This is a genomic window from Pectobacterium zantedeschiae, assembly GCF_004137795.1.
GTDB lineage: Bacteria > Pseudomonadota > Gammaproteobacteria > Enterobacterales > Enterobacteriaceae > Pectobacterium > Pectobacterium zantedeschiae.
On record NZ_NWTM01000001.1, the window covers coordinates 928,779 to 951,170 of the forward strand.

Here is a 22,392-nt window from a genome sequence, read left to right on the forward strand (position 1 = left end):
TATTGTAAGTAAGGGGATCAGGGATGAAACCAATAAAAACCACACAGCGTCTGCTGGCGTATACGCTGATCCACCTCATTGCGTTTCAGCCGCTGTTTCCCGCAATGGCTGCAGGCGTGCAGGTTGCAACGGGCAACACTGCTTTGGATCAGGCTGGCAATGGCGTGCCCGTCATTAACATTGCCACGCCAAACAGTGCGGGGATCTCCCACAACCAGTACCACGATTTTAACGTCGATAAGCCTGGTCTGATCCTGAATAACGGTACGGAACAGCTTAATCCCACCCAGCTTGGCGGATTGATCCAGAATAACCCCAATCTGAATGGGAAAGCGGCTGACGCCATTATTAACGAAGTGGTGTCGACCAATCGCAGCACGCTGGCAGGCTACCTGGAAGTGGGGGGTAAACAGGCTAGCGTCATCGTTGCTAACCCGAACGGGATTACCTGTGACGGCTGCGGCTTTATCAATACCCCACAGGTGACGTTGACCACCGGGAAACCCCAGTTGGATGCGCAGGGTAATTTGCAGCGTATCGACGTGACACGCGGTGATATCACGTTGACTGGGCAGGGGCTGGATGCGAGCAAGAGCGACTACCTCAGCCTGATTTCCCGTACCGCGCAGATTAATGCCGGGTTGAATGCCAACGACGCACTGATTGTGCTAGGGGCCAATCAAGTTGACGCGACGGGTAAGGTGACGGCACTGGCGGCGGATAGCAGTTCAGTTAATGGGGTAAAAGTCGCGTTAGATACTGGCGCACTCGGCGGGATGTATACCAACCGCATCAAGCTGGTTTCCAGTGATAAAGGCGTGGGTGTGAACGTCGGCAACCTCAGTGCACGCAGCGGTGATATCACGCTGTCTGCCAACGGTAAACTCAGCCTCGGTGACGCCGTAGCGCAGGGAACGATTCAGGCGGACGCAGACGCGCTGGCGCTACAGGGCAAACAGCAGGCGGGGAATGCCCTGACGCTGAAGGCCCGACAGGATATTGCGCTACAGGACGCCACGCTGCGTGCCGGGCAGGATATCGCTCTCCAATCCGGCGGTGAGCTGACTGCACAAAATAGCCTTATCAGTGCGGGCGTCGATCCACAGGGGACTGTCAAATCCGCCAATCAATTATCGCTAAAAAGTGACGGCGTCACTCTTGGTAATACCCAGCTTTCCGCGGGAAAAGTCACGGTCGATGCGGGTAAGTCACTGTTGCAGGATGCGAAAAGTGGGGTTAAGGCGCATGTAGGACTTGATGTGCGCGGAGATGCGGTATCGCTGGCGGGAATGGCGGACGCAGACACGATTCACCTTGAGGCAAAAAACCTCAACGGTGCAGGCAGCGCGCAGCTTCAGGCAAAAAACAGCGCGACGGTGCGCGTCACGCAGCACGGCGACTGGCAGGGAAATCTGACCGCAGGTAACGTGCTGAACGTTGACGGCGGGAATGTCGTTCAGCGTGGCACGTTAGCGGGGAAAACGATCTCGCTGGCTGTCGATTCGCTGGATAATCAGGGTGATATCGCTTCGCTGGAGGGGCTGACGTTCAGCGGCACTTACCTGGCTAACGGCGGCACGCTGGCCGCCGCAGAACGCCTGACGGTCAATGCGAACCGACTGGATAATACTGGCTTACTCAGTGCGCGTGGCGATATCAGGCTTGAGTTGCAAACTGCGCTTGCCAATCAGGGCAAGATCCTGACGGATAATCAGCTGTTTTTACTGGCCGACAGCATCAACAACGGCGGGAAGCTGCAAGCTACGGCGCTTACCGCGCAAAGTCGTCAGTTTACCAATCAGGGCGAGGTGATGGCTAATGAACTCGATCTGACCAGTCAAACGACAGAAAACCACGGCACCATCAACGCGCAGCAGATGCTGGCGCTGCATGGCGGCAGTGTATTGAATAGCGGCACGCTCAGCGCGGGTGAAAAACTGGCGCTGACGCTGGGGCAAACGCTGGATAACCGTGGCCTGATGCAGGCAGGTAGTGCCTTACAGGTAACTGCCGACAGCGTTAGCAATAACGGCACGCTCACCGCACCTGAATTACAACTGCACACCGCAACCCTGGCTAATCAGGGGACGATGCAGGCCGATAACGCGCTGCATCTCAATGCTACCCATGAACTGACGCAATCCTCCAGCGGTACGCTGCTCGCGGGCACCGAACTGACGCTGAACGCCGGACAGGCTGAGATTGACGGCTCGATTCAGGCACAGCAGTTCCTGATGAATGCCGAACGATGGCTCAATACGGGTAAAACCAGTATTACTGGCGATGGGCAGATAACGGTCGCTCGGTTGGAGAACCGTGGCAGTTTGCTGACGGCGGGGAACTGGACAATTGTCAGCGATGCCATGAGTAATGTCGGGACGTTGCAGGGTAATACACTGGCTATTCAGGCCAACACCCTCACGAACCACGGGCAGGTACAGGCGCCGGGGGCGGTGACTCTGACCGTGGCTGATGCATTCACCAACCACGGAGACTGGTTAAGCGGTGAGACGCTACGTATTCAGGCGGCAAACGTCGAAAACCGAGGCACGCTACAGGCATTAAACCTCACGACAACCGGTGGCGCGCTTAACAACGGCGGCAACATCAGCGGTATTAATAGCCTGTCATTCTTCTTAAGCGGCAATCTGGATAACGCAGGCACTGGCACTCTGCAAGGTAACCAGCTTTATGTAGAGGCCGCTGATCTCACCAATCAGGGAACGCTTTACGGCACCGACGCGCTGACGCTGGCGATAACCGGCAACCTGTCTAATCAGGGAACACTGCTGAGTGAAGGTGACAGCACGGTGGCGGCACAGCAGCTTGATAACTCCGGGCTATTACAGGCAAAAAACGCCGCGCTTCAGGTTGATTCGCTGGATAACGCCGGAAAAATCTTCGGTATCGCCTCACTGGCGCTGACGGCCACCGACGGGCTGACCAATCAGCAGCGCGGCAAGTTACTCACGCAAGGCACGGCGGTGCTCACCGCGGCGGATGTCGTCAATGCCGGAGAATGGCAGGCACAGCGCCTGACGCTGACGGCGAATAATCTGACCAATGACGGTGAGATTCAGGGGGATGATGCCTTATTCCTGACGCTACCAGCCGCTGAAGGTCAAGGTGCGCTAATCAACCGTGGCACATTGACGACGGGCGGTGACGCCACGTTGTTTGCGCGTCTAATCGATAATCAGGGCACGCTATCCAGTCTGGGTCACGCGGCACTGACCGGAATGTCGTTGACTAACGACGGCCGTTTGGTGGCGGCGACAGGTCTGTCGCTGCACGGCGACTATCAGGGCCGCGGGCTGCTGAACACGGCAGGTACGCTGACGCTACAGGGCGACACGCTGGTTAACGACGGGCACTGGGAAAGTCGGGCGCTGTCCCTGCAAGGGTTGTCGTTCACCAATCAGGGCTCAGTGTTGGGGAATGATGTGACGCTGTCGGCGAACCGTCTGACGAATCGCGGTAGCGTTGTAGGCGTTGATTCGCTGGGGATCACGTTGTCTGACCGTCTGGATAACGTCGGTGAGTTGCGCAGCGACAATCTATCTATCGCGGCATCAGGCATGAACAACCGTGGCGACATCCAGGGTATTCATGATTTGCAGTTGAATACGACTGGACTGTTGGATAACTCGGGCGTCATCAGCGGCAATCAATCGGTGGTAGTGAAGGCAGGCGACGTCAAACAACTCGGCACGCTGGAAGGGAAAGCCGTCACGCTGAACGCAGTCTCGCTAGTCAATCAGGGTAAAATTCTGGGCGTGGACGCGCTGACGCTCGCTATCGCAGGGAATATCACAAACAGTGGCAGTGTACTGACGCAGGGGAAAGCGACGGTGACCGCGCAGCAACTGGACAATAGCGGACTGTTGCAGGCCGACAGTCTCACGCTGGAAGCGGATGAGGTGATCAATGCCGGGCAACTGTTCGGTATTCAGGCGCTGTCGATAACGGCACACGATGGGCTGGTCAATCAGCAGAGCGGCAAACTGCTCACGCAGGGGGCTGCGGTCTTGCTGGCTGCTCTGGCGGAGAACCACGGTGAGTGGCTGGCGGATAACCTGACGTTGCAGGCCGAACGTTTCACTAACACGGGACGGATTCAGGCCGATCGCGATCTCGGCATTATCGTGGAGCCAACGCGAACTCTTCGCCAGCCGTCTTTTCTGGCGATGGCGTTAACGCTGGCGGCGGATGCACAGCAACTTAGCCTGAGCGTTTCACCTCAGGGCGTGGAGGAAAACGGTGGTGTTCTGGACAATCGCGGCACGCTGGTGTCAGGTGGGGACGTACACCTGCGCGCCACGAAAATAGCCAATCAGGGCTCGCTCTCCAGCAACGGTGCAGCGGCCTTGACGGGTGAGTCGATTGATAATGCCGGTGCTGTGGTGGCAGTGAAATCGCTGTCGCTGACGGGGAATTATCAGGGAAGCGGGTCGCTTAATACGGACGGTCTGTTGGCCCTGTCCGGCACGACGCTTGCGAATACAGGGCATTGGCGGGCAAACACCATTCAGGCGAAGGGTCTGACGCTGGATAATCAAGGTACGCTGCTGGGGCAACGGGTCGATATCACGGCGGATAACGTGTTCAACGGCGGCGAGATGGCTGGGATTGACGCGTTGCAACTGACACTTGCCGATCGACTGACGAATCAAGGCAAATTCTATGGGGCGGCGCTGACGCTGTCGGCGACCGACCTGTTCAATCAGGGCGATGTCTCCGGTGACGACCTGCATTTGACGCTGCAAGATGGTGTGCACAATCGTGGCCTGATTAGCGGTAGCCAGCGGGCACAGCTTGACGCTAGTCAGATCGATCAACGGGGTTCGCTAGAAAGTCGCGATCTACAGGTGCAGGCAAATGCACTGGACAATCAGGGCACGATGCTGGGCGTGGATGCGTTGACGCTGTCCATCCGTGATACCGCACGTAATCAGGGCAAATTGTTGAGTCAGGGTACCAGCACGCTCACGGCTAATCGGCTGGAAAATAGCGGACACTGGCAGGCGGACACGCTGACATTGACGGCAGACGAGATCGCGAATGCCGGACAGCTGCTGGGGTTGTCAGCGCTGTCGCTGACGGCGAAGAACCGTCTGAACAATGCGCAAAACGGCAAGCTGCTCACGCAGAGCATCGCGGTATTGCAGGCTACCCACGTAGAAAATGACGGTGAATGGCAGGCGGATAGCCTGACGCTGGACGCGCAAAACCTGATCAACCGTGGGCACATTCAGGGGGATAAATCGTTTAAGGCGACGTTGGTAAACGGTGATGTAGACAATAAGGGCACACTGTGGAGTGAAAATGCGACATTTGCCGCACGGACACTAACCAATGAAGGCAACATCACTGGCGTTAACGGTCTGCAACTGACGCTGGATAACATCTTAACCAACCAGGGCACGCTGAACAGCTACCAGCTCAGTGCGCAGGCTGACAGACTGGTCAATAGCGGGAAAATCAACGGCCTCGACCGTCTGGACCTGACCGCCGTCGATAACCTTGATAATCAGGGGACGTTGTACGGTGCGGCGTTGACGCTGAACGCGAACAACCTGACCAACAGCGGCGATATCACGGGCGTGGACAGTCTGATTCTGGATCTGACGGGGACGCTGAACAACGCGCGTGACGTCAGCAGCAATGCGTTGACGCTCAAGGCCAATGACGTATTCAACCACGGCACCCTGACGGGTGTTAACGGATTAACGTTCCTGCTCGGCAATCATCTCGATAATCAGGGCGCGCTGAACAGCCATGCGCTGTCTATTACCGCCAACGATCTCACTAACGATGGCCAGATCAGCGGCACGCGCAGCTTGCAACTGACGCTTGACGGTACACTGACTAACACTGGCGGCCTGACTAGCCAGCAGATAGGCGTCACCGCAGAGGATGTGCTCAACCACGGGCAGGTGCTGGGTTCGGACGATCTGCAATTGGATCTGCGTGATAAGCTGGATAATCGCGGTGTCATCAGCGGCAGCAATACGTTAGGCGTTATCGCGAAAGGCATCGACCAGCAGGGCACGCTGGAAGCCCGTGCGCTGACCGTGGATGCTCAGACGCTGGATAATAGCGGAAAAATGCTGGGTGTGGATGCGCTGACGCTGGCGATTGCCGGGACGGCACGCAATCAGGGCAAATGGCTGAGCCAGGGCAGCAGCATGCTGACGGCGGATCAGGTTGACAACCAGGGGCAGTGGCAGGCGGGTGATATCACGCTTCAGGCCAATGATCTGACCAACAGTGGGCAGATTTTCGGCATCAATGCCTTGTCGCTGACGACAGCCCACGGCCTGACTAATCAGCAAAACGGTACGCTCCTGTCGCAGGGTATTGCCGCCTTACGCGCTGCAAGTGTCACAAACGACGGTGACGTGCAGGCAGATCGCCTGACGTTTGAGGCACAACAACTGACCAACCGCGGGCGTATTCAGGGGGATCGTGAGTTAGCGGTCATGCTGGATAGCAATAATCCTGCCAGCCTGTTAACCAATAAGGGCACGCTGCTCTCCGGTGGCAATACACAGCTTAACGCCAGTCAGTTAGACAATCAGGGCACGGTCTCCGGTGTGGGCAAGATGGAGGTGCAGAGTGCGGCTATTCGCAACGCGGGCAATCTGATTGCCGACGGCGCACTGTCGCTCAGTGGCGACTATCAGGGCGCGGGTCTGTTGCACACGGCCGACACATTGACGCTGCGCGGCAATCAATTGAACAACAGCGGACGCTGGGAAAGCCGGGAACTGGCGCTAAACGGTGGGTCGCTGAACAATCAGGGCACGCTGGTCGGTGAGCGCGGCATCACGCTGGAATTGCGCGACGGCCTGACCGTAGGCCGCGACGGTCAACTGCTGACCAATGGCACCTTGCTGGCACAGGCGGGCGAGGTCATTAACGACGGGTTCTGGCAGGGGAAAACGCTGACATTGACGGCAGACGAGATCGCGAATGCCGGACAGATACTGGGGTTGTCAGCGCTATCGCTGACGGCGAAGGACCGTCTGGACAATGCGCAAAACGGCAAGCTGCTCACGCAGGGCATCGCGGTATTGCAGGCGACCCACGTAGCAAATGACGGTGAATGGCAGGCGGATAGCCTGACGCTGGACGCGCAAAACCTGAACAACCGCGGGCACATTCAGGGGGATAAATCGCTTAAGGTGACGCTGGCGAACGGCGAGTTACACAATCAGGGGACGCTGTGGAGTGAAAATGCGGCATTTGCCGCACAGACACTGACTAATGAAGGCAATATCACCGGCGTTAACGGTCTTCAACTGACGCTGGATAACACCTTAACCAATCAGGGGACGCTGAACAGCTACCAGCTTAGCGCGCAGGCCGACAGACTGGTCAATAGCGGGAAAATCAACGGCCTCGACCGTCTGGACCTGACCGCCGTCGATAGTCTTGATAATCAGGGGGCGTTGTACGGTGATGCGTTGACGCTGAACGCGAACAACCTGACCAACAGCGGCGATATCACGGGCGTGGACAGTCTGATTCTGAATCTGACGGGGACGCTGAACAACGCGCGTGACGTCAGCAGCAATGCGTTGACGCTCAAGGCCAATGACGTATTCAACCACGGCACTCTGATGGGTGTTAACGGGCTGACGCTGGAGCTCGGCAATCATCTCGACAATCAGGGCGCGCTGAACAGCCATGCGCTGTCTATTACCGCCAACGATCTCACTAACGATGGCCAGATCAACGGCACGCGCAGCCTGCAACTGACGCTTGACGGTACACTGACTAACACTGGCGGCCTGACTAGCCAGCAGATAGGCGTCACCGCAGAGGACGTGCTCAACCACGGGCAGATGTTGGGTTCGGACGATCTGCAATTGGATCTGCGTAATAAGCTGGATAATCGCGGTGTCATCAGCGGCAGCAATACGTTAGGCGTGATCGCGAAAGGCCTCGATCAGCAGGGCACGCTGGAAGCCCGTGCGCTGACCGTGGACGCTCAGACGCTGAATAATAGCGGAAAAATGCTGGGTGTGGATGCGCTGACGCAGGCGATTGCCGGGACGGCACGCAATCAGGGCAAATGGCTGAGCCAGGGCAGCAGCACGCTGACGGCGGATCAGGTTGACAACCACGGGCAGTGGCAGGCGGGTGATATCACGCTTCACGCCAATGACCTGACCAACAGTGGGCAGATTTTCGGCATCAATGCCTTGTCGCTGACGACAGCCCACGGCCTGACTAATCAGCAAAACGGTACGCTCCTGTCGCAGGGCATTGCCGCCTTACGCGCAGCAAGTGTGATAAACGACGGTGACGTGCAGGCAGAGCGCCTGACGTTTGAGGCACAACAGCTGACCAACCGCGGGCGTATTCAGGGGGATCGTGAGTTAGCGGTCATGCTGGATAGCAATAATCCCGCCAGCCTGTTAACCAATAAGGGCACGCTGCTCTCTGGTGGTAATACACAGCTTAACGCCAGTCAGTTCGACAATCAGGGCACGGTCTCCGGTGTGGGCAAGATGGAGGTGCAGAGTGCGGCTATTCGCAACGCGGGCAATCTGATTGCCGACGGCGCACTGTCGCTCAGTGGCGACTATCAGGGCGCGGGTCTCTTGCATACGGCCGACACATTGACGCTGCGCGGCAATCAACTGAACAACAGTGGACGCTGGGAAAGCCGGGAACTGGCGCTAAACGGTGGGGCGCTGAACAATCAGGGTACGCTAGTCGGTGAGCGCGGCATCACGCTGGAATTGCGAGACGGCCTGACGGTTGGCAGAGATGGTCAACTACTGACCAATGACACCTTGCTGGCACAGGCGGGCGAGATCGTGAACGACGGGTTCTGGCAGGGGAAAACGCTGGAACTGTCCGCGAACGACCTGATTAACGGCGGTTCGTTGCTTGGGCAGGATGACCTTCGCCTCGATTTACAGCGCACTTATCAGGGAACCGATTTATCCCACCTACTGAGCGACGGGAATGGAGTTATCAATGCTGAGCGTGTCACGCAAAGCGGAGAGATAGCGGCGGGAACGCTGCAATTGACCACGGGCGCACTGGAGAACGGCGGGCGTGTACTGGGCATCAATGGTCTGACGGTCACCAACCGTGATGCACTACTTAACCGCGCCGGTGGCGAACTGCTGACCAACGGCGCAGGCCGTGTTGACAGCGGATCGCTTACCAACGCGGGCACGCTACAGGCTAACGACCTGCAACTGCGGGTTGGTGAGATCGACAATCAGGGGCGCATTCAGGGCACCGAAGCGTTGCGTTTGCTCGACGTGCTGCGTTATGTCGGCGATAAAAGCAGCCAGTTGCTCAGCAAAGGCGTCGCTACCCTTAATGCTAAACGGGCAGACAATGCCGGTTTATGGCAGGCAGGTACGCTGACGCTGAACGGAGAATCGCTCGACAATAATGGCACCGTGGCGGGGCTGAACAACCTGTCGCTCAACAGTGACGAGATAAAAAATAAAGGTGAATTGTTCTCGCAAGGCACGGCGACGTTAACGGGCAAGACGCTGGAAAACCGCGGCACGCTGACGGGGGTCGGCGGCTTTACGCTGCAATTGACCGATCGCGTCGATAATCTGGCGGCGGGACGTTTACTCAGTGGCGGCGTTGGCGATCTCACGACTGGCGTGTTGAGCAATCAGGGACTGTGGCAAGCGGATGAATTGCGTCTGACAGCCCGTGACCTCGATCAGCAGGGGAATCTGCTGGGCGTGCAGCGTGGTACGTTGCAACTGACCGGATCGTATCAGGGTGCGCAGGGTAGCCAACTTGTCAGCGGCGGCGATCTCAGCTTGACGGCGCATGACATCACTAACCGTGGACAGGTTCAGGGCCGCACGCTGACGCTAGGTGCTGATGAACTCACTAATCACGGCACTCTGCGTGGCAATAGCGCGCTTAACGCGATTGTTTCCAATCAGTTCAGCAATGCGCCACAGGCGCGTTTGAGTAGCGATGGTACGCTGAACGTGCAGGCGGCGGCGCTGAATAATCAGGGCGAGATAAAAGCCGCCAATACCACGCTGACGGGCAATACCTTAACCAACAGCGGCACGGTGCAGGGCACCGCTGCGCTACAGTTGGACACGACAGACCGCATCGTCAACCAGCAGTCTGGACAACTGCTATCCGACGGCATCACGACGTTGAAATCAGCGGCGGTAGAAAACCACGGCTGGCTGCAAGGGCGTGGGCTGGAAGTGCAATCTGCCCAGTTTACTCAGCAGGGCAGCTTGATGGCGCAGGACAAGCTGACGTTGAAAATCCCGCAGTGGGTGAACAACGGGCTGGTGCAGGCTGGCGAACTGGAGATTATCGCCGACGAACTGGACAACCACGGTACGCTGCTGGGCTTAACACAGCTGGCGCTGCAGACGCAGCGACTGATTAACCGTCAGGGCGCGAAGCTCTACAGCGCGCAGGATCTGCGCCTGAAAACCAATGAGCTGCAACAGGACGGGCAACTGGTCGCGCTGGGCAACCTGACTGCCGACATTACTGGGCCGCTGACCTTCACCCAGAGCATGGTCGCCGGGCAACAGCTGGCGCTCAACGTCGCGGGTGACCTCGATCAGCGTGGGACGTTGCAGGGCAAATCCGTCCAGCTGACTAGCACCGGCACGCTGACCAATCAGGGCAACATTTTGGCGGGCGGCGGCGAGTCGCGTATCAGTGCGAAAGACATCGTTCAGGTAGAAGCGGGCAGCGTTCAGGCGGGCGGTAACCTGACGTTGGTGAGCGATAATTCGCTGAATAATAAAGGACTGATTGGTACTACCAGTGACTTGCTGATTCAGGCGGGTGGCGCAGTACATAACAGCAGCATGCTCTATGCGGGCGGCAATATGCGCCTGCTGTCCGATTCCCTCACCAACGTCTTTGGCACCATTCTGGCCGGCAATAATCTGCTCATTCAGCGTGACGACCAAGGCACGGCCAGCACCTCGCTGTTAAACAGCTCCGGCACCATCGAAACCCAGTCCGGCGATATCACGATTAATACCGGCACGCTGACTAACCAGCGTGAAGGATTTGTGGTGACGGAAACGAAGTTGGCGGAGGAGTCGGTACCTGATTGGGCGGGGAAAACGACGGCAAATATTCCGATCGAATGGTTTAAACCTGAGGATTATGGGATCGTAAGTTTCATATCTGTTTATAGAGGTGATGGATATTCTAGTGATGAATCAATAGTATATGGTATGAAGCCATCATCTTCGTTATATGTTCCCTACGAAAATGCTTATATTAAAAATATCATAATGGCAAATAAAGAAGTTAATATCTCTGTGCTAGGTTATGATGGTCGGATATATTCTGGAAGTAATATCTCTATAAATTCAACTCGCCTAATTAATGATGCTTCTCAGATTGTTTCGGGAAAAAACATAGAGTTAATTGGAGATAGTATAAGTAATCAGTCATATCAAACTGGGATTATAAAAGAATATTTAACATATCAATATGAAAATAATAAGTACAAGCCAGGACAATATTATATAAATGGTGTGCTTTCAAAAGTTAAATATACACCATCTAGTTTTGATCACATGTTGGCTAATTTTTCCCCATATCTTACTTATACCTTGAAAAACACCCCAACCATCGAAAAAACCGAAGGCGAAAGCTATAACGCCTTAATTCAGGCTGGCGGCACTATTACCGCCGATTTCAAACAGGATATCAGTAATACCACATTGCAGCCGGGCAGCGGTGGGTTTATGCCAGCGTCTACCAAACCGGTGCTGGATGCTATCACCACGCTATCGCCATTGCAGAAGCAGACCACGCGCCAGTTGGCCAGCCAGGACTCGTCGTTTAACGCCGGGGCGGTTGACGTTACGAAAGCAGGTAGCGGACAGGCGGCGCTGGCGGGCAATGCCACAGGCGTAGCGGCGACGGGTAAAGCCGTGACGCTGACGCAGCAAGCAGGCACCACGCTGCAAACAGCGGCGCAGGCAGAGAACATCACCGCGGCGATAGCGGCACCGAATGCCGCAGGGTCACTGACGCTGAAAACCGGCGATGCGGTGGTGTTACAGCCTTCTACTTCCGGTCACGTCAGCAATCCTGATGCGGTCACGCTGACGCAGCAGGCTGGCACCGCGCTGCACGCGGGGGCGCAGGCAGAGAACATTACGCCGATGACGCAGGGGCAGCAGTCCGCAGGGCCGCAGACGCTGAAAAATGATGATACGCGGGTGTTAGCCGATCCCAACGCCAGCCCTGTCGCCCATCCTGATGCGGTTGCGCTCACGTCGACGGGCCAACGTCCTGATGCCGGACAGGGTCTGACGCCCGTTACCGTGGACAATACTGCCGCGGGTGTCACGATCGCGGGCACGGTGGGGTCACCTACCGCATTGGCGAAACCGGGCATGGCCGCGGTTGACGCACCGAAGCAGACGGTCAGTGCAGACAGTGTTCCAGGTGGGATTGCGCCTTCTGTGCCACAGCCGCTTTCTGCCGCAGATTTGCTGAGCGCCATCGGCAGCGGCCTGCAAAACCTGAGCACTAATCCACTCGCCGAGTATCCGCTGCCGACGGGCAATAACGGACTGTTGGTTGTCGATCCCAAGGCGGACAGCCGTTACCTGATCCACACCAACCCGAAACTGGAACAACTTGGGCAGGTCGACAATGCGCTGTTCAGCGATCTGCAAACGCTGCTGGGACAACAACCATCAACGGTTGTGCCGGTTGAAACGCGCTCACAGTGGACGCAGACCGACAAAGTGCTGGGCTCGTCCTACCTGCTGGATAAGCTGAATCTGGATGCGGATCACGACTACCGTTTTCTGGGAGATGCGGAGTTTGATACCCGCTACATCAGTCAGGCGGTGCTGAAACAGAGCGGGCAGCGTCATCTGAATGGCACTGGTTCCGATCTGTCACAGATGCAAATGCTGCTGGATAACGCTGCGGCGGCGCAGAAAGGTATGAATCTGCAATTGGGTGTGAGTTTGACGCCGGATCAGGTAGCTAACCTCAGCCAGAGTATGGTCTGGTGGGAAAATATCGAGGTCAATGGACAGACCGTGCTGGCGCCGAAGCTGTATCTGGCGCAGGCGGATAAAAATAACCTGCAAGGCAGCGCGATTGTTGCGAATAAAGTCGAGCTGAACGCCGGTGGCAGCGTTACCAACAGCGGTACGATCAAGGCGGTTGAGGTGCTGGCGATTGCCAGCGGCGACAAGATTGATAACCATGAAGGCGGGCTGATTAAGTCAGACGGTGGCCTGAATCTGGTGGCGCTCAACAACATCACCAACAGTGGCAGCCGGATTGAGGGCAATACGTTGCAGCTCGCCAGCATCAACGGCGACATCATCAACCAGACCGCATCGCGTAATTTTCAGACGGCGCAGCCGACATCTTCGCGCAGCGGCACTGGCTCGCTCACGTTCACCGAACTGGGTAAAACCGCTGAAATCGTGGCAGGCAACAGCTTGACCCTCAGCGCAGGCAAGGATATCCGCAACGTGGCGGCTACGCTTAACGCCGGGCAGGATATGGCGCTGAACGCCAAAGGCAATGTGGCGATTGAGGCACTGACGCTGACCAATAATCGCGTGGATATCGGCTGGGGCAGCAGCAATACCACGCTGAATACTGCCGTACAAGGCAGCAGTGTCAATGCAGGCAGTGCGCTGAAAGCGGTAGCGGGTCAGGATATTCAAATCGATGCCAGCCAGCTTTCCGGCGGCTCGGCACTGTCGCTGGCGGCGGGTAATGATATTCGCCTCACTGCGCAAGATACGCTGAAAGAGACGTTGTATCAGGGCGGTAGCACGGCACAGCGTCGCACGCAGGAGGTGGCAAACAGCCAATTACTGAGCGGCGGCGATCTGACTTTGGTTGCAGGACGAGATGTCTTGTCTGAGGCGGCCAGCCTGAATGCTAAAGGTACGGCGACACTGGCGGCAGGGCGCGATCTCAATCTACTGTCTGAAGAGGAAGAAACCTACAGCGGCAACTGGTGGAACCGTCATGCCGACTGGCAGCAAAATATCACTCAGCAGAGCACTGAGTTAACGACGGGCAAGGGTCTGAACTTGCAGGCGGGCAGAGACATCAATCTGCAAGCGGCACAGGGCGTGGCCAGTGGTGCGGTGACGGCACAGGCGGGTAGCGACATCAATCTGCTGTCGGCGACCGAAACGCAGCACACCTTCTTTGAAGAAACGAAAGTCAAGAAAAAGGCCTTTTCGAAGACGGTGACGCATACGTTGCGGGAAACGTTGCAAACCGATGAGAAAGGCAGCCTGCTGTCGGGTGACAGTGTCACGATGGCGGCGAATCAGAATATCAATCTGCAAGGCTCCTCGGTGGTCGGCGACAAGCAGGTCACGCTGCTGGCGAATAATGATGTCAACACCGCTGCCAGCGTAGAGAACTACCAGAACTATGAAGAGCACAGCAAGAAAAAAAGCGGCCTGTTCAGCGGTGGGGGGATTGGATTTACCATCGGCTCGACGTCGACCAGCCAAAAACTGCGCGATCAGGCGGCAACACAAAGCCAGAGCATCAGCACGCTCGGTAGTACGACAGACTCGGTGACGGTGAAGGCCGGCAACGATGTCACGATCAGCGGTACCGACATGGTGGCGGGGAAAGACATACTCCTGCAAGGCAACAACGTCACGATCGATCCGGGTTATGACATGCGTAAGCAGCAACAGGAGTTTGAGCAGAAAAGTGCGGGTCTGACCGTGGCGCTCTCCGGCGTGGTGGGGTCGGCGCTCAATAGCGCGGTGCAGAGTATTCAGGCGGCAAAAAGCGAAAGTGATGGCCGACTGGCGCTGCTTCAGGGGATGAAGGCGGGGCTTGCTGGGTATCAGGCCTATCAGGGGAGTCAGTCTGAGCTGAACAACAAAGGGGAAGCCTCTTTTATTGGTGTCAGTATTTCTCTCGGGGCGCAGAACTCACGTTCCAGCCAGACGAGCGAACAGAAGCAGAGCTTTGGTTCGACGCTGAATGCGACGCGGGATATCGGCATTGAATCGCGCACGGGAGATATCACGGTTGCGGGGAGCCAGCTTAAAGCGGGCGGTGATGTCATGATGAACGCGGCGCAGGATATTCACTTGCTCTCTGCCCGCAACAGTGAAGCGCTGAGTGGTAAGAACAGCAGCAGCGGCGGCAATATCGGCATCAGTCTGGGATTAAGCAACGGTAGCGCGGGGCTCAGCATTTTCGCTAACGTTAATGCGGCGAAAGGGCGGGAAACCGGCACGGGCAACACGTGGTCAGAAACCACGGTGGATGCGGGTAATCATGTTACGTTAAAAAGCGATCGCGACACGCGGTTGATTGGCGCGCAGGTGAACGGGGAGCGCATTGATGTCGATGCCGGGCGTAATCTACTGTTGCAAAGCCAGCAGGACAGTGAGCGCTATGATTCCAAACAGACCAGTGTGGCTGCTGGGGGGAGTTTTACCTGGGGCTCGATGACTGGCAGTGGTTACCTTAGTGCCAGCAAAGATAAGATGCACAGTAATTATGATAGTGTGCAGCAGCAGACAGGGCTCTTTGCCGGTAAAGACGGATTTGGTATAAAAACCGGTGAACACACGCAGCTTGACGCTGCCGTGATTGGTTCCACCGCTAGCGCTGAGAAAAATCGGCTGGAAACCGGGACGCTTGGCTGGAGTGGGCTTAACAATAAAGCCGAATTTAAGGTGGAGCACAGCGGCGTTGGTTTCAGCGCCAGTCCATCGATGAGCGGTAGCATGCTGTCGACGCTGGCGATGACGGCACCCTCGGCGCTGATGTCGCTGGGTAATAGCGGCAGTGCCGCCAGCACCACCTATGCGGCGGTGAGTGATGGCACCTTGTTGTTGCGGGATACGGCGAAGCAGGTGCAGGATATTGCCACGCTGAGCCGTGACGTTGAGCACGCGAACAACGCGCTCAGCCCGATCTTTAACAAAGAGAAAGAGCAGAAACGCCTGAAACAGGCGCAGTTGATTGGTGAAATCGGCGCGCAGGTGATGGATATCGTGCGCACCGAAGGCGAGCTGAAAGCGCAGAAGGCCGCAGAAGCGAAAGGTGATTCCAAAGTAGAACGTCCGAAAGACGGTGATTCGGTCGCGCTATGGGAGAACTATAAAAAAGCGCTGACGGAATCGCCGACCTACAAGGCCGAGATGCAGAAATACGGCACGGGTAGCGATTTCCAGCGCGCGGCACAGGCAGCGACGGCGGCAATTCAGGCACTGGCGGGTGGGGATATTCAGAAAGCGATTGCCAGCGGTGCATCCCCGTATCTGGCACAGTTGGTGAAAGATGTCACGATGCCGAAGGATGAGAGCAAAGCCACGGCGTCGGATATCGCGGCAAATGCGATGGCGCACGCGGTGGTGGGTGCGGTGGTCGCGCAGTTGTCGGGGCAGGATGCGGCAGCGGGAGCGCTAGGTGCCTCCAGCGGTGAGCTGGCCGCCCGCGCCATTATGGCCAAAGAATACCCTGGCAAAACGGTGAACGACCTGACGGAAGCGGAAAAACAGTCAATCAGCGCGCTCTCGACGCTGGCCGCAGGGCTGGTATCCGGTCTGGCAGGCAACAGCACCGCCTCCGCCGCCAGCGGCGCGCAGTCAGGGCGTAATGCGGTTGAGAATAACTCGCTGAGGGGTGATAAGGCCCGTCAGTCAGTAAAAGAGAGTGCTGAATGGTGGAAGCAGCAGGTACGTGACAAGCTGGGTGAAGGTACTACATCGGCTATCGCGAACAGTATTATCAATGCAGTCGCTGATACTGGTGATACTGCATTAGGTGGAACAGATTATGTTGCGGATGGTGCGATGGCACTAGCGTCATGTGCTGTCGGAGATGGTTATTGTAATAAGGCTTTAAGCGATCTGGCAGGTAAAAATCAGGCAGCAGCCGACTCAGTGAAAGCGCTGATGAAGAGTGAAACCTGGTCAGCAGTAGCCGACACGATAAAACAGGCGTATGGCGGCAATCAGGCTGCGCTGGAAGCGACAGGCGGAATATTGGCGAGCATATTTTTACCTGGTAAGAAAGTGCCTGATGCTCTTGCTATACAGACGATATCTAACTCTGTAATTGATGCGAAGAAGTTTGATTATCTTTTTGGACGAGCAAGCGGGAGTGCCCATACATTAGATCGTACAAATCAACTTTCTTTAGAAATGAAGAGATTAGGTATTACTGATGATATGAGCGGACATGCAATGCTTGCTGAGCACTTTACGGCAGCAACAAAAGACCCGAACAATATTGTGAAAAAATATACTGATCAGTACGGTAGTTTTGAAGTGAGAGAATCTTTCTTTATTGGGCCTTCTGGTAAAGCAACAATGTTTGAAAGTACCTTTGAGATTACTGGCGATGGTTCCCATCGATTCATAACCACAATACCGAAAAATGGAGTAACTAAATAATGTTTATAGAAAACAAACCTGATGAGGTTGAGTTGCTCTCTTTTTTTGAAAGTGAACCAGTCTCTTTTGAACGAGATAATATAAGCTATTTATATATGGCTAAAGATAACAAGGGACTTAGTATTGATTTTTCGTTTAGTGTCGTTGAAGGATGGATACAGTACACGATGAAGCTAAATGGGGATGAAATTCAATATAACTCAATTGATGGTGTCAGTTCTTTTAATATCAGAAAAGATAAATTAGGTGAATATCTTCACACTGAAATTATTACTGGTGAGCTTATTATTAAAGTTGAAATACGAGTGAGGCCAGATATATCAATAAAAAGTAGTACATTGGTTAGATAGGATAGATCCCAGTTCGTAAAACAGACCGGTATTTTTACCTTTACCGTCAGAAGCGCAGTTCAGTCTCAATTACCAGCCGCCCGTGTTCAATGGTCACAATCACCGGCTGGCCGAGATCTTCCAGGCACTTGCCTCTGAGTTTAAGCTGCGGTCTGGCGGTTTTTTGCCGCCATTGGGGGCGTAACCGACGGTGTCATGCCGCTGGGGCTCTTTTACTTCAGTTGAGCGGGGTTCTGACTTCAAATCGCGTTAAGCCATGATTAACTACCTCTTTTAGTTGGTTGTGATAAGTAGCAGGGACTGGTTACCGCCTGTTCTAACCGCGTTTAGTAATCTGTTTAGCTTGGTACTTCAGTATCATCCAGTTCGCCTTGATAATACGGCGCTTTTCTTCGGACATCTTGCTGACGGCCTCAAACTGAAATACCAAATCATCAGCAGTTGATCTTGCTAAACGGTGGCGATGATCGGAGTATCCGTCCCAAATCCCGCAGTTTCTAGCCAGTCACCTTTGAGGTGCTGGCTGGGACTTTGGTGTAATAGCGTATTATATCATGTAGATGCTAATCCGAAATATAGCGATGAGGTAGGGAAAATATTCTTATCAAGAAACTACTCAGCAGATTTAATAAAATAAGTACGAGATGGAAAGATAGGTAAAATTTATACTTATGATGAGGTTAAATATAAATCCCTAAATAAATTAACAAGAGGAAATCGAGTTGTTAACAGACAATGATATGGACGATATGAATAAATTAATAATTTTGCTAGATCAAGTTATTATTTATTTGAAGAATGATGGATGTAGTGAGTCTGCCTATTCTTGTTTGAGAAAGGCAGTCAATATACTTGAAAATAGAGATGTTAATAGAATGTGTAACATCAGTAAGAATATTATGAGCGATTTTAGAATGATGGCAGATAGGGGGCAATATGGTGGAAATATAGACCTAATAACTGATAAGGTCTGCGCTATTTTAAAAAAACCATTATTTAATAAATATTGAATTATAATTACCCCTGTTATGATGGCATCATCCTTATCGATAAAAAGATAAGCGAATATGACTTTTCAGTTAATTGATTTTTGCTAATGTCAAAAAATAGATGGTATTAAAAATGCCGTTTTAAATAATTTTTGAAGGCTTACATTTTTTGTTGGGTTTCTGCTATGATGTTGAATGATATTCAATTTTACGAAAGTGGTTTATTTATATTATAAATAAGGATGTTAAATGACAAAGTCTCCTCATATAAATCATGCCATCAGTTTGTCAATCATCGAAGGGAACCCAGTAAAGGAGATCTCAGATGGATTTGAGGATTTTGTGACGGTAGTGTTTTTTTCTAAAAAAATGTCTCAACAACTATGCTTTAAAATAAAAAACCAAGAACCAACATTAAGGTATTTCTCCACAGCTAGAACTCCTCATAATGAAGCTGATGAAGGATTTATATGTGATGAGTATAAAGTTGCGATTTCCTATCCAAAATAAAAATTTATAATTAATAGGCTGTATAAAACGATAATAAAGAACACAAAGGAACGAAGTGATATGATCCCAATTGGATATTTATCTAAAATAGTCTCGGTGAAGCCAGATTGGCTTAAAACCGATAAAGTAAACGATATTTACTCGGTGAGTTGTTGTGTCTCTGATGCCTTTTTTGAATATATTCAGTTCTGGCATCATAACGGATACTGGCTGTTTAATTCGCCGGATCTGATTTATTCTCTGGCAAAAGAGGAAGGGATTGATATGAGTGATACTACGATGTTTTATTACGAGGCATACGAGTATCAGTATGATGAAGATAAATTAGAATAGAGTCTGTTCGAGCCGGAAGCGTCTTTTGACACCAATGTGAAGATACCAGAGAAAAAATTATTGCAGGGTTTTGATATTGTCTCTTTTCACCTTGAGCAATCACCAGAGTGCTCCTACTTATCCTGTAACCACATGGCGGAAGAGTTGAACGTCAATGAGCACTGCCTGCTGGCTTCTTTTGATGATGCGAAAAGACATCTGGAAAGTGACGTTTTCAACGGCTGTGAACCGGGGCCTTGCAGAATATTGGCAGTGTATTCGGTGCCGTTCGCCCCTTTGTGAAACACCGATGTTTTGTCATTTATTTAAACGCAGGGATTATTTAAATTCCCCATCGCTATAAATATTTCATATTTTCTATTATTGACATTACGTGATATAAAACCCCTGTAATATTATTCACTACAAGAACAAGGTATCATAATGAAAATTTGCGTCGCTCAAGTGGAATCGGTCCCTGGTAATGTTGATGACAATATTAAAAGACATCAGAGTATGATCGTTACAGCAGCGAAACATTTTGTTGATATCATTTTCTTTCCTGAACTCTCATTAAGTGGCTATGAACCCTCGCTCGCTGAAAAATTAGCATTACCATCTGACGAAATAAACTTTGATACCTTTCAGTCTATGAGTGATGAATATGGTATTTCTATTGTGGTAGGTTATCCCGTAAAATTTAGTGATGGAATAAAGATAACGATGATTATTTTTCAACCTGAAAAATAGACGTTATTTTATTCAAAGCAGTTACTCCATCCTGATGAAATGCCTTTTTTTAAACAAGGCATACAACAAGCGACGGTTAGCGTTGAAGATAAGTTGATTGTACCTGCAATATGTTATGAGTCTTTGCAGTCGGTTCATGCTCTTGAGGCTGCAAACTTGGGCGCTGATCTGTATGTTGCGAGTGTGGCAAAATCATCTAATGGCGTGGTGCGGGCTTATGTACATTATCCTGAGATTGCCAGAAAGCATGACATGTTTATTCTGATGTCGAATGCTGTTGGTCATGCAGATAATTTTATCTGTGCAGGGCAGTCGGCGATTTGGGATAGCGAGGGAAGACTTCTTATACAAGCTAATGCGACACAAGAGGCCTTGCTGATTCTGGATACTGAAACAGATAAGGTGACGATAATTGAGAGGGATCTTTTATCACAACCCTAATATCCTGACGTTGCCATTATTTATAAGTGGTATTATTAAAGTTGAAATCATTATAAAAGCGAAATGGTTCCATGTCGTCCCCTCTGAATTCCTACCTCTCTCTGTTTAGTTCACACTAAATAGAATAATTCCCTATCTTATCCATTCAATATTTTTAACTATATTGTTCTTTTTTTCTTCGTATGTATTTTTATTTAATCCTGTAAACTCACAACCAAAGACCACTTATTGATTATGGTTATTTGTGTTTGGGCGGAAGATATAATGGCGAATGCTCATGTGCTTTCATTCCGACTTTGTTTTTGACGATATCATCGTCGATCCAATCCTGCGCGTCGGTACTCACGATTCGCTGGTCGTTCCGTTGCCGTTTCAACGGCTAATAGTTGTCGTTTGTCGGCGCGGGTTTTATTCATTAAGTGAAGGAAATCACAATGCAATACACTGGGAAGTATCTGAAGAAAACAGTGCTGATGTTGGCGATGATGGCCGGTCTCAGCGTTGGACAAAGTCAAGCGGGCGTAGAAATTGAGACGCGCTCACTGGATCAAATCTATCAGAGTGCGTTGAGAGAAGGTGGAACCGTAACCGTCTATGCCGGTGGTGACGTGCAGTCACAGCAGGCAGGCTTCAAGCGAGCATTTGAGACGCGTTTTCCTGGCATGAAACTGAATGTGATTGTCGATTACAGCAAATACCATGATGCCCGTATCGATAATCAACTGGCGACCGACACCCTGATTCCTGATGTGGTGCAGCTGCAAACGGTGCAGAATTTTCCACGCTGGAAAAAGGAAGGCGTGCTTCTGAATTACAAGGCACGTGGCTGGGACAAAATCTACCCGGAATTTCGTGATGCGGATGGTGCCTGGACTGGGGCTTATGTTATTGCATTCAGCAATCTGGTCAACACCCAGCTTCTGGATGAAAAATCCTGGCCGCGCGAAGCCAATGACTATCTTCGTCCCAGTCTGAGAGGCAATTTGATTCTGGCCTATCCTAACGACGACGATGCCGTGCTGTTCTGGTACAAACTGGCCGTAGATAAATACGGCTGGGATTTTGTTAAAAAATTGCAGGAGCAGGATCCTGTCTACGTACGTGGAACTAACGTACCTGGGGCTGAGATCGCGACAGGAAAATACAGCGCAACGTTTACCAGTTCCGGCGCGCTCGTTCCGGCAGCCGATGCTGTAACCCGCTTTGTTCTGCCGAAATCCGATCCGTTTGTCTCCTGGGCGCAACGTGCAGCTATCTTCAAGCAGGCTAAACACCCAGAAAGCGCCAAGCTGTATCTGAGTTGGGTACTGGATCCGCAAACGCAGACTCAGGTTTCACGTATGTGGTCAGTACGTACCGATGTTGAGCCGCCAGTGGGTTACAAACATATCTGGGAATACCGTAACACGCGTCCTCAGGCTTTTGCTGATTTCATGTACGACCGTGGTGCGGTAGAACGTTTTCGCGCACAGCTGAGCCTGTATGTGGGGGAAGCCAAAGGAGAACCTACTCCGGGCTGGCTTGGCCCACGGCCGACAGTACCTTTGGTTAACTGATAGTACCTTTGCTTAACTGATCGTGCCTTTAATTAACCGCTTTTTGGAATGATTAATG

Annotated in this window: 6 protein-coding genes and 3 pseudogenes; 7 read left to right on the plus strand and 2 right to left on the minus strand. The window is 52.9% G+C overall.

Features of this window, described 5'->3' with window-relative positions; translation table 11 throughout:
- Positions 1–23 precede the first annotated feature (23 nt).
- Positions 24–17,426 (plus strand): hemagglutinin repeat-containing protein, encoded by a 17,403-nt coding sequence (locus tag CLR69_RS23285; RefSeq protein ID WP_165504373.1) that lies wholly within the window; start codon positions 24–26, stop codon positions 17,424–17,426.
- Positions 17,426–17,776 carry a hypothetical protein gene (locus tag CLR69_RS04270; protein ID WP_129711156.1) on the plus strand — a complete coding sequence of 117 codons (351 nt, stop codon included), beginning with the start codon at positions 17,426–17,428 and terminating at the stop codon, positions 17,774–17,776. Before CLR69_RS23285 ends, CLR69_RS04270 begins: the two co-directional genes overlap by 1 nt.
- Before the next feature lie 316 nt (positions 17,777–18,092).
- Here CLR69_RS04270 and CLR69_RS23345 read toward each other — a convergent pair.
- Together CLR69_RS23345 and CLR69_RS23290 are read right to left on the minus strand one after the other, a co-directional pair.
- Positions 18,093–18,218, minus strand: a pseudogene (locus CLR69_RS23345) (helix-turn-helix domain-containing protein); the annotation flags it as partial.
- A gap of 8 nt (positions 18,219–18,226) precedes the next feature.
- A pseudogene (locus tag CLR69_RS23290) lies at positions 18,227–18,301 on the minus strand (SymE family type I addiction module toxin); the annotation flags it as partial.
- A gap of 197 nt (positions 18,302–18,498) precedes the next feature.
- On the opposite strand from CLR69_RS23290, the gene CLR69_RS04285 reads away from it, so the two are divergent.
- The 5 genes and pseudogenes from CLR69_RS04285 to CLR69_RS04305 all read left to right on the plus strand — a co-directional run bounded on the left by CLR69_RS04285 (position 18,499) and on the right by CLR69_RS04305 (position 22,334).
- Positions 18,499–18,786, plus strand: a complete 288-nt coding sequence (locus tag CLR69_RS04285; RefSeq protein WP_129711157.1) for a hypothetical protein — start codon at positions 18,499–18,501, stop codon at positions 18,784–18,786.
- Positions 18,787–19,014: 228 nt separating this feature from the next.
- Positions 19,015–19,275, plus strand: coding sequence for a hypothetical protein (locus CLR69_RS04290; RefSeq protein ID WP_129711158.1), 261 nt, complete (start codon positions 19,015–19,017; stop codon positions 19,273–19,275).
- Between the two features lie 60 nt (positions 19,276–19,335).
- Positions 19,336–19,608, plus strand: a complete 273-nt coding sequence (locus CLR69_RS23110; RefSeq protein WP_242451542.1) for a hypothetical protein — start codon at positions 19,336–19,338, stop codon at positions 19,606–19,608.
- A gap of 423 nt (positions 19,609–20,031) precedes the next feature.
- Positions 20,032–20,778 (plus strand): annotated as a pseudogene (locus tag CLR69_RS23115) (carbon-nitrogen hydrolase family protein).
- Positions 20,779–21,212: 434 nt separating this feature from the next.
- On the plus strand, positions 21,213–22,334 hold the full coding sequence (locus CLR69_RS04305) for an ABC transporter substrate-binding protein (RefSeq protein WP_129708323.1): 1,122 nt from the start codon (positions 21,213–21,215) through the stop codon (positions 22,332–22,334).
- The last annotated feature ends 58 nt before the right edge of the window (positions 22,335–22,392 follow it).